The sequence below is a fragment of the Amycolatopsis sp. NBC_01480 genome, assembly GCF_036227205.1.
Lineage (GTDB): Bacteria > Actinomycetota > Actinomycetes > Mycobacteriales > Pseudonocardiaceae > Amycolatopsis.
Genome location: NZ_CP109442.1, coordinates 8851343 through 8860492 on the forward strand (window position 1 = coordinate 8851343; position 9150 = coordinate 8860492).

The following is a 9150-nucleotide window of genomic DNA, read 5'->3' on the forward strand; positions in this document are numbered from 1 at the left end:
CGGCAACGACTATCCGGGGAATTGTTTACCGCACACTTACCGTCACCGAGCCGGTACCTCATCAGCCACCCCCTACCGTCTGACGGGTCCTGACGCGATCTTGCGTCGGAAACCCGCCGGCCGAAAGGGATCATGACCACGCACCGCACCCTCGAGCAGGACACCCGGCTCCTCAACAAGGTCCCGGAGGTCACCCTCTACTTCTGGATCGTCAAGGTCCTCTGCACGACGGTCGGCGAATCCGCGGCCGACTTCCTGAACGTGAACCTGAACTTCGGCCTGACCGGCGTTTCGGTTCTCACCGGCGCGCTGCTGGTGGTCGCGCTGGTCTTCCAGTTCCGGGCGAAGCGGTACGTGCCGGCCACGTACTGGCTCACGGTGGCGCTGGTCAGCGTCTTCGGCACGCTGGTGACCGACAACATGACCGACAACCTCGGCGTCCCGCTCGAAACGAGCACCCTGGTCTTCGCCGTCCTGCTCGCCATCACCTTCGTGGCCTGGTACGCGAGCGAGGCGACGCTGTCCATCCACTCCATCGTCACCCGGCGGCGGGAGGCGTTCTACTGGCTGGCGGTGCTGTTCACCTTCGCCCTCGGCACGGCGACCGGCGACCTGATGGCGGAGGTGCTCGGGCTCGGCTACCTGGTGACCGGCGGCATCGTCGCGGGACTGATCGCGCTGCTGGCGATCGCCTGGCGGTTCGGCATGCACCCGGTGCCGGCCTTCTGGTTCATCTACATCCTGACCCGCCCGCTCGGCGCGTCGATCGGCGACTACCTGGCCCAGTCCCCCGGCCAGGGCGGGCTCGGCCTCGGCACGACCGTCACGAGCCTGATCTTCGTCGTGGGCATCCTCGCGGTCGTGACCTACCTGTCGGTGACCAAGACCGACGTCATCCCGGCCGACGCGCCGGAGCCGGGCCGGGGCGGGCTCTGGCAGACCGCCGTGGTGCTCGTCGTGGTCCTGGCCGCCGCGGTGACAGGGTACTCCCTCCGGATTTCCGCGCTGCAGGGCGATTCCTCCACGCCCGTCGCCGCGGGCGCGCCGGCCGGCGTGCCCGGTGCGCCCGCGGCCGCCGGGAACACCGGGCGGGTCTCCCCGCTGGGCGACCTCTCGGAGTTCCGCACCATCACCCAGGACACGCTGGGCAAGCTGAACGCCGGGGACCAGTCCGGCGCGACCAGCCGGGTCGACGACCTCGAAACCGGCTGGGACAACGCGGAAGCCCGGTTGAAGCCGAAGAACGGGGCCGAGTGGACCACCGTCGACGGCAAGATCGACACGGTCCTGCGCCGGCTGCGGGCGACCAGCCCGGACCCGAACGCGGAGAAGGCCGCGCTCACCGATCTGCTCACCTCGGTCAGCTGAGCAGTCCGGCGAAACGGCGTAACCCGAAAAGGAGCGCGCCCAGCGCAAGGACGGCGCCGCCCGCGACCACTGAGGCGAGCGGCAGCGCGAAGGCCAGCAACACGCACCCGGCAAGGCCGGCCGCCGGCACCACTCTCGGCGGTCGGCCTTCCGCCGGGGTGAGGGTCCACGCCGAGGCGTTCGCGATCGCGTAATAGGCCAGCACGCCGAACGACGAAAACCCGATGGCAGCACGGACATCGGTCGTCGCGGTGAGCACCACGACCACGGCGCCGACGGCGAGTTCGGCCCGGTGCGGCACGTCGAACCGGGGGTGGATCGCGGCCAGGGCCGGGGGCAGATGCCGGTCGCGCGCCATCGCCAGGGTCGTGCGGGAGACCCCGAGGATCAACGCCAGCAAGGAGCCCAGCGCTGCGGTCGCGGCCCCGATCCGCACCACCGGGGCCAGCCGGCCGGCCCCCGCCGCCCGCACGGCCTCGGCGAGCGGATCGACGGCCGCGCCCAGGCGATCGGGGCCGAGCACGGCCAGCACCGCCAGCGCGACCGCGGCGTAGACCACCAGCGTCATGCCCAGCGCGAGCGGGATCGCGCGCCGGATCGTCCGCGCCGGGTCCCGGACTTCCTCGCCGAGCGTGGCGACGCGGGCATACCCGGCGAAGGCGAAGAACAACAGCCCGGCAGCTTGGAGGACACCGCCGACACTGACGCCATCGCCGAAACCGAACCGGGCCGCGTCGGCCGCCGGCGAGGTCAGGCACGCCACCACCACCGCGGTCAGCACGGCCAGGACAACGGCGACGATCGTCCGGGTCAGCCAGGCGGACTTCCGGATCCCGAAGTAGTTGACCGCGGTCAGCGCGACCACCGCGCCGGCCCCGACCGCATGCGCGTAGGCCGGCCACAGGTAGAAGCCGACGGTGAGCGCCATCGCCGCGCAGGACGCCGTCTTGCCGGCGACGAAGGCCCATCCCGCCAGATATCCCCAGAAATCGCCGAGACGTTCGCGGCCGTAGACGTAGGTTCCGCCCGAGGACGGGTAACGCGCGGCCAGGCGGGCCGACGAGGTCGCGTTGCAGTAGGCCACGATCGCGGCCAGCGCCAGCCCGAGCGGCAGCCCGCTCCCGGCGGCGGCCGTCGCCGGCCCGAGTGCCGCGAAAACGCCCGCGCCGATCATCGAGCCCAGCCCGATCACCACCGCGTCGCGTACGCCGAGGCGCCGCTTCAGCTGGGACTCCTTCCGTGCCAAGGACTCGTGAGTGTTTGTGACGGTTCTAACCGTCACAAACACTCACGAGCTTTTATTCGGAGTCGGCCGACGGGATGGCGGCGCCGGGCACCTGGTCCGGCGTGAAGATCTTGTTCTCACCAGGATAGGGCTGAGTCCACCCGTGCGTCTGGTACCAGGTGAAGTGGTTCATCTGCGCGGGGTTGGCGTAGTCGGCCGTGGCGTTCGGCCCGGTCAGGCGCTGGCTCTTGGTCCACTCCTGCCACTGCGCCGCGACCGGCTTCTGCTCCGCCGGCACCACAGTGGACGGTGCGGGCGCGGTGGTGTCCGCGCCGCAGGCCGGCGGCGTCGGCAGGCCCCCGGTCAGCGAGGTGCGGTTCGGCACCGCGTTGAACGGCGTGTAATCGGCCTTGTTCGTGAAGGCGCCGGTCATCGGGGTGGCCGCGCTGTCCTTCTGGTTCATCGGCTGGACCCCGAGGATCTGCTCGATCGTGCGGATCATCGTGATCTGCGAGTAGTAGTGGTTGTCGACCGCGGCGTGCTGGGCCCAGGGGCTGATGATCTGGATCGGGGCGCGGTGCCCGTCGACGTGGTCCAGGCCGGCCTGGGAGTCGTCCTCGACCACGAAGATCGCCGAGTCCTTCCAGTACGGGCTGTGCGAGATGGTGTCGACCATCTTGCCGACCGCGAGGTCGTTGTCGGCGACCTGGGCGGCCGGGCTGGGCGGGCCGCCGGTGTGGTCGCTCGAGAGCCAGAACATGTTCAGGTTGGCCGGCCCGTTCTTCTCGAAGTCCTGCTTCCAGATCTGGTACCGGTACTGGTCCGGGATGCCGGTGTCGAACTTCGGGAAGGAGTGCACGGTCACGTCGTTCAGCGACGGGATCGGCGAGGAGGTGACCGTGGGCAGCGCGGTGGGCTCCCCGGTCGCGGCCATGTTCTTGGCGTCGCAGTAGAACGACTGCCAGTTCGACCCGGCCGGGGTCGTCTCGAACTGGTTGAACTCGCCGAAGTCCCGCACCGTGTTCCCGGTGGCCTGGGCCCCGCTCCAGAGGAACCCGGAGCTCTGGTGGCCGAGCGCGTCGTCCTCGGTGTCGTAGCTGCGCAGGTACTCACCCGCCGAGGACTCGGTGTACTCCGGGTTGTCGGCCTGCATCAGCCAGTTGTGTCCCTCGGCGGAGTTCGTGCCGATGTCGTAGGTGTTGTCGTACAGCCCGAACTGACTCGTCAGCGCGTGCTGGTTCGGCGTCACGTTCGCGCCGAACTGCGCGAGCGCCGGGGCGCCGTCACCGGCCGGGATGTCGCCGAAGAGCTGGTCGTAGGTCCGGTTCTCCTTGACGATCAGGAACACGTGCTTGATCGTCGACGGGTCGCCGAGCCGCGCGGGCACCGGCACCGGCCGCTTGCCGCCCTTGCCGTTCGAGACCTGGACCGAGCCCGGGGTCCAGCCGTTCTGCTGGAACACCTTGGCCGTGTCGGCCCGGATGGTGCGGTCGTCCGGCAGGGTGAACCGCTGCAGGCTCGCCGTGGTGTCGTGGGTGCCGTGCCCGGCGGCGGTGGTCGGGCGGCGGGCGTCGATGCCGCGGGTGTTGGAGATCAGCACGTTTTTCCCGACCGTGGTGACGGCGGTCGGGAAGTAGTCCGTCGGCAGCAGGCCGACGTAGCTGACCGGCTCCTTCGGGGAGGAGTAGCGGTACACGGCCAGTGCGTTCGCGCGGCCGAGGGTCACCAGCAGGTGGCCGTCGGGGGTGAGGGTGATGCCGTCCGGCTCGTAGCCGACGGTCGCCTCCGGCCACGGCTGGGTGGCGATGGTCTGGATCACCTTGTTGCGGCCGGTGTCGATCACGGAAACGTTGTTGCTGTTGGTGTTCGCGACGAACAGCGTGCCGTTCTTGGCGTACAGCGCGGTCGGGTGCAGCCCGACGTCGATGCTGCCGACCGCGGCCGCCGGCCTGGCCAGGTCGATCACGCTGACCGTGCCGGTGGTGGTGGAGCCGGTGACCGGGTCGGCCGGCACCTGGGTGTTGTACGAGTTGATCGTGGTCTCGCCGGGCCGCGGCAGGCGCCCGCCCTCGTTGCCGACGTAGAGCCTCGAGCCGACCAGCGCCAGGTCGCGCGGCGCGACGCCGACGTTCCAGCTCTGCTGGACGTCCCCGGTGCCCGCGTTGATCGCGACCACGCGGTTCTGCCCGTTCACGGCGGCGTACACGGTCTTGCCGTCGGGCGAGAACACCGCCTGGGCCGGGAGCCCGTGCTTGGGCCCGTCCGCCGGGATCGGCACGAAGGACGGATTCGCGACGGTGCCGTCGGGGTTCACCGGGAACCGGCGGTAGCCGTCGGTCTGGGCCATCCACAGCGTTTTGCCGTCGGGCGAGTACGAGGGCCCTTCCTGGCCCACGTCGTTCCCGGGGATGCGCAGGTTCGCCGTCGCGGAGTTCCCCACGAGCTGCTGCACCTTCCAGCTCTTGAGGTCCACGATGGTGAGCGCGATGCCGCCGTCGGTGGTCAGCGCGGCGAGGTGGCCGCCGTCCGGGCTGACCGAGGACGCCATGATCTTGCCGTTGTTCACCACCAGGCGATCGCCGATCGGGGCGATGTACTGGTCGCTGGACAGGACCAGGCCCCGGTCGGTGTTCTGGCCGACCTGGTCGGTCCCGAACCCCTGGGTCGAAGCGGACGCGACGCCGGTGCCGGCGACCACGGCGAGAATGGCGGCGCCGGTGGTCGTCAGGCGGACCCGGCGGCCGAGTTTTCCGCCGGACCGGGCCTTCCCGGCCCGTCGATGGCGCATTACCTGCATGGGGTCATCCCTTCGGGGAGGTGGAGAGAAGATCGACGTTCGCGTCGAACTGCCAGAGCGGGTTGGGCTGGTCCCCGTCCGGGGTGTGCAGCTGGAAGTAGCCGTTGACTTCCTTCGGCCCGTCACCGTCGGCCACGTAGTGCCCGTCCGAGGTGACGTCGAGCTGGTAGATGGCCTGGCCGGTGGCCTCGACCCCGGGCAGGTGCCAGGAAACGACGCAGCGCCAGTCGTTTCCGGGGCCTTCGGCGGCGATCAGGCCGCCGCCCTTGGTGCACGCCGCCGTCGCCGCCAGCTGCGCTTCGGTGACGTCGGGCCGGTGCAGTTCCCGGGTCTGGAGCCGATAGAGGTGCGCGAACGCGGTGGCGAGCGAGGCCTGCACCTTGTCCTGGTCGATGCCCGAGCCCGTCGCCGGGGTCACCACGGCGAAGAGCGCCGCGGCCACGGCAACAAGCCCGACCAGCGGCAGCCCGGCGACGGCGGCCGTGCGCCGCCCGGACCCGTCGTAACCGGAGCTGGTGAAGTCACGCCGGAGGAACAGCCGGTACGCCAGCGCGGTCGCGACCACGGCCCAGACCAGGCTGACCCCGATCCCGATCAGCAGCGGGCCGAGCTGGGCCGGGCTGGTGAACAGGCCGTTCCACGAAATGAAGGCATAGCTGGGCAGAGCGAGGCGGACCGCGACGGGCAGCGGCAGCATCTGCGCGAGCAGCAACACGATGGCGACGACGACCGGCAGCAGCAGGCCCATCGGTGAGCGCCCCCAGGCGACGGACCCGAGCAGCCCGATCGCGGCCAGCGCCAGCGCCGGGGCGAGCACGCAGACCCACGCGAGCAGGACCTGCCCGGCCGCGTCGCCGGGCGTGAGCTGATGGCCGTCGAGCCCGGCCAGCGGACGGCTGCCGACCGCCAGGATTCCGCCCGCGGCACTGGAAACGGCCATCCCGGCCACCAGCACGAGGATCACCGTCAGGCTGGCCAGCGCTTTCGCCGCGAAGATCCGCCGCGGCGAGCGGACCGCGACCAGCAGGTGGCGCCAGGTCCCGAGCCGGTCCTCGGACGCGAACACGTCTCCGGCGACCACCGAGGTCAGCAGCGGGAGCGCGTACGTGCCCGCGAAGCCGAGCATCACCAACGGCCCGGCCCAGCCCGTGGCGTTCATCCAGCGGCCGAAGAGCGTGTCGACGGGCAGGTCGCTCTGCTGGCTCACCACGGCGACGAACAACGCCGGCGCGATCCAGCAAGCCAGGACCAGCAAGCGGATCCGCCATTGCGCGAGCAGCTTCACCAGCTCGAAGCGGAAGGAACGGGCCACCGAAACCGGGCGGGCGGGCGCGTCGGTGCCGGCGAGGGTCGCGGTCATCGGCTGGTCTCCCGCTGTTCGGTCAGGGCGAGGAAGGCGGCCTCGAGCGGCGACACCACGGGGGCGAGTTCGCGCACGGCCACGCCCTCGCGCACCAGCCGCACCACCAGTTCGTCCAGCGCGGGCACCGGCCCGCTGACGACCAGCACCTCGGCGTCCGGGGCGTCCTCGGCGATGCGGAGCCCGGGCGCCCCGGAGGCCAAGCGGCGCGCGGCGGCCGGGTCGGAGGTGCGCAGCCGGTAGTCGAGCTCACCGCTTTCGGCCGACAGCTTGGCCAAGGGGCCGGTGAAGACCACGCGTCCGGTGGACACGATGGTGACCTCCGAGCACAGGGCCTCGAGGTCGTCCATCCGATGGCTGGACAGCACCACCGTGGCGCCCTGCTCCGCGAGCCGGGTGAGGACCCCGTGCACGTGCTTCTTGCCGGCCGGGTCGAGGCCGTTGGCCGGCTCGTCGAGCACCAGCAGCCGCGGCCGGGTCAGCAGCGCGGCCGCCAGCCCGAGCCGCTGGCGCATGCCGAGGGAAAACCCGCGCACCCGGTCGTCGGCGACGTCGGTGAGCCCGACTTCGCCGAGCACGTCGTCGATCCCCGCGGTCCGCGCGCCGCCGCGCAGGGCGGCCAGCGCGGCGAGATTCTGCCGGGCGGTGAGCGAGGGGTAGAGGCCGGGCCCGTCCACGAAACCGGCGACGCCGTCGGGAGCGGCCAGCGCCCGGTCGACCGGCGTGCCCAGGATCTCCAGGCTGCCCTGGTCCGGGACGGCCAGGCCCAGCAGCAGGCCGAGCAACGTGGTCTTGCCGGCGCCGTTCGGGCCGACCAGCCCGTGGATCTGCCCCGGCGCCACGTCCAGGTCGACCTCGTCGAGCGCGACGACGTCGCCGAAACACTTGGTGATCCCTTGAGCCCGGACCGCGGCAGGTCTGCCCATAGCTCCCTCGCCCTGGTAACGCGATGTGCGTGAGCAACCTAGGGAGAGCACATGACTTCGGCAGGCGTGCCCGGTGAACGGGAGCCGAACGGGACCTGGCGGAAACCTTCCTTCCGAATGGAATGTCGGAGTTAAACCGTGACCTTGCCGGGCGTTAACCCAGCGATTGCCTTGGCCGCCGGGGCCCGCAGGTCAACGCCAGGTTCGCTGAAGGCAAATTATGTTTTTGCTTAACCGTTCTTCGACGAAAGTCGCTACTTTCTCCCCGCCGGGCCTGACACCATCCCGACCGATCTCCGCCGTGCTCGACCCAAATGCCGTGCTCGACCCGGAACAGGAGCCCGAATGTCCCTGTCATCCACGAAACGCGCCGCGTCCGGCGCCCTCGTGCTGATCGCCGCCACCGCGCTCACGACCGCCACCGCCAGTGCGGCCACGCACGCCGCCGTCCCCCGGCCGGACCACATCGTCGTCCTGATCGACGAGAACCACGCCCAGGGCGAGATCGTCGGCAGCCCGGACGCGCCGTACATCACCGCTTTGTCCCAGCAGGGCGCCAACTTCACGAACTCCCACGCGATCACCCACCCCAGCCAGCCCAACTACCTGGCGCTGTTCTCCGGGTCGGCGCAGGGCGTCACCAACGACACCTGCCCCAAGAAGGCCTTCACCACCGCCGACCTCGGCGGCGAAACCCTCGCGGCGAACCTGACTTTCGCCGGCTACTCGGAAAGCATGCCGAGCGACGGCTACACCGGCTGCACCTCGGGCAGCTACGCGCGCAAGCACAACCCGTGGGTCGACTTCGCCGACGTCCCGGCGGCCGACAACCTCACCTTCAAGAGCTTCCCGACCGACTACACGAAGCTGCCCGCGGTGTCGTTCGTCGTCCCGAACCTCGACAACGACATGCACGACGGCACCGTCGCCCAGGGTGACAGCTGGCTGAAGCAGAACCTCGACGGCTACGTGCAGTGGGCCAAGACGCACAACAGCGTCTTCGTGCTGACCTTCGACGAGGACGACAACGGGCCGGACAACCAGATCCCGACCATCATCACCGGCGCCGGCGTCACCACCGGCGACTACAGCGAGAACATCAGCCACTACAGCGTTCTGCGCACCATCGAAGACGCGTACGGCCTGCCGCACGCGGGCCAGAGCGCCTCGGCCACACCGATCACCGACATCTGGGGCTGACTCCGGCCGCGCCCGGGTCAGGGGCTGACCCGGGCGCGCACGTCAGCGCGCGTCGGCTTCCATGGCCTCGATCAGCGACTTCGGCCGCAGGTCGGTCCAGTTCCGCTCGACGTGGTCGAGGCAGTCCTGACGGGGCCCGGGCCCGAAGACCGTGCGCCAGCCCGCCGGGACGGCGACGAACTCGGGCCACAGGCTGTGCTGGCCCTCGTCGTTGACCAGCACCAGGTAGCTGCCGTCGGGGTTCTCGAACGGGTTGGTCATCTCTTTTTCCTTT

7 protein-coding genes are annotated in these 9150 nt (G+C 70.5%); 2 read left to right on the top strand and 5 right to left on the bottom strand.

Annotated features, from left to right (window positions below):
- Window positions 1-132: 132 nt before the first annotated feature.
- Window positions 133-1368, top strand: a complete 1236-nt coding sequence (locus OG371_RS41285) for a COG4705 family protein (protein ID WP_329062174.1) — start codon at window positions 133-135, stop codon at window positions 1366-1368.
- Here OG371_RS41285 and OG371_RS41290 read toward each other — a convergent pair.
- Genes OG371_RS41290 through OG371_RS41305 form a run of 4 tightly spaced genes read right to left on the bottom strand, consistent with a single transcriptional unit; the run spans window position 1361 to window position 7676 of the window.
- The gene (locus OG371_RS41290) at window positions 1361-2614 is read right to left on the bottom strand and encodes an APC family permease (RefSeq protein ID WP_329062176.1); all 1254 of its coding nucleotides are present in this window, start codon (window positions 2612-2614) and stop codon (window positions 1361-1363) included. The two genes, OG371_RS41285 and OG371_RS41290, sit on opposite strands and share 8 nt — an antisense overlap.
- Window positions 2615-2666: 52 nt before the next feature.
- Entirely contained in the window at window positions 2667-5390 is a 2724-nt protein-coding gene (locus OG371_RS41295; RefSeq protein ID WP_329062177.1) for a bifunctional YncE family protein/alkaline phosphatase family protein, read from the bottom strand.
- A 4-nt stretch (window positions 5391-5394) separates the two neighbouring features.
- Window positions 5395-6750, bottom strand: coding sequence for an ABC transporter permease (locus OG371_RS41300; RefSeq protein ID WP_329062179.1), 1356 nt, complete (start codon window positions 6748-6750; stop codon window positions 5395-5397).
- A complete protein-coding gene (locus OG371_RS41305; protein ID WP_329062181.1) occupies window positions 6747-7676 on the bottom strand; it encodes an ABC transporter ATP-binding protein in 930 nt (309 codons plus the stop codon). Before OG371_RS41305 ends, OG371_RS41300 begins: the two co-directional genes overlap by 4 nt.
- Window positions 7677-8021: 345 nt before the next feature.
- Between OG371_RS41305 and OG371_RS41310 the strand changes: the two genes are divergently transcribed.
- Window positions 8022-8876 carry an alkaline phosphatase family protein gene (locus OG371_RS41310; RefSeq protein WP_329062183.1) on the top strand — a complete coding sequence of 285 codons (855 nt, stop codon included), beginning with the start codon at window positions 8022-8024 and terminating at the stop codon, window positions 8874-8876.
- A 42-nt stretch (window positions 8877-8918) separates the two neighbouring features.
- Here OG371_RS41310 and OG371_RS41315 read toward each other — a convergent pair whose 3' ends face one another.
- Window positions 8919-9137 carry an MbtH family protein gene (locus OG371_RS41315; RefSeq protein WP_329062185.1) on the bottom strand — a complete coding sequence of 73 codons (219 nt, stop codon included), beginning with the start codon at window positions 9135-9137 and terminating at the stop codon, window positions 8919-8921.
- Window positions 9138-9150: the final 13 nt, after the last annotated feature.

Bases quoted from the DNA above. Each gene is read 5' to 3' on its own strand.
- OG371_RS41295 (WP_329062177.1), bottom strand. From the start codon at position 5,390: ATGCAGGTAATGCGCCATCGACGGGCCGGGAAGGCCCGGTCCGGCGGA.
- OG371_RS41305 (WP_329062181.1), bottom strand. From the start codon at position 7,676: ATGGGCAGACCTGCCGCGGTCCGGGCTCAAGGGATCACCAAGTGTTTC.
- OG371_RS41310 (WP_329062183.1), top strand. From the start codon at position 8,022: ATGTCCCTGTCATCCACGAAACGCGCCGCGTCCGGCGCCCTCGTGCTG.
- OG371_RS41300 (WP_329062179.1), bottom strand. From the start codon at position 6,750: ATGACCGCGACCCTCGCCGGCACCGACGCGCCCGCCCGCCCGGTTTCG.
- OG371_RS41285 (WP_329062174.1), top strand. From the start codon at position 133: ATGACCACGCACCGCACCCTCGAGCAGGACACCCGGCTCCTCAACAAG.
- OG371_RS41315 (WP_329062185.1), bottom strand. From the start codon at position 9,137: ATGACCAACCCGTTCGAGAACCCCGACGGCAGCTACCTGGTGCTGGTC.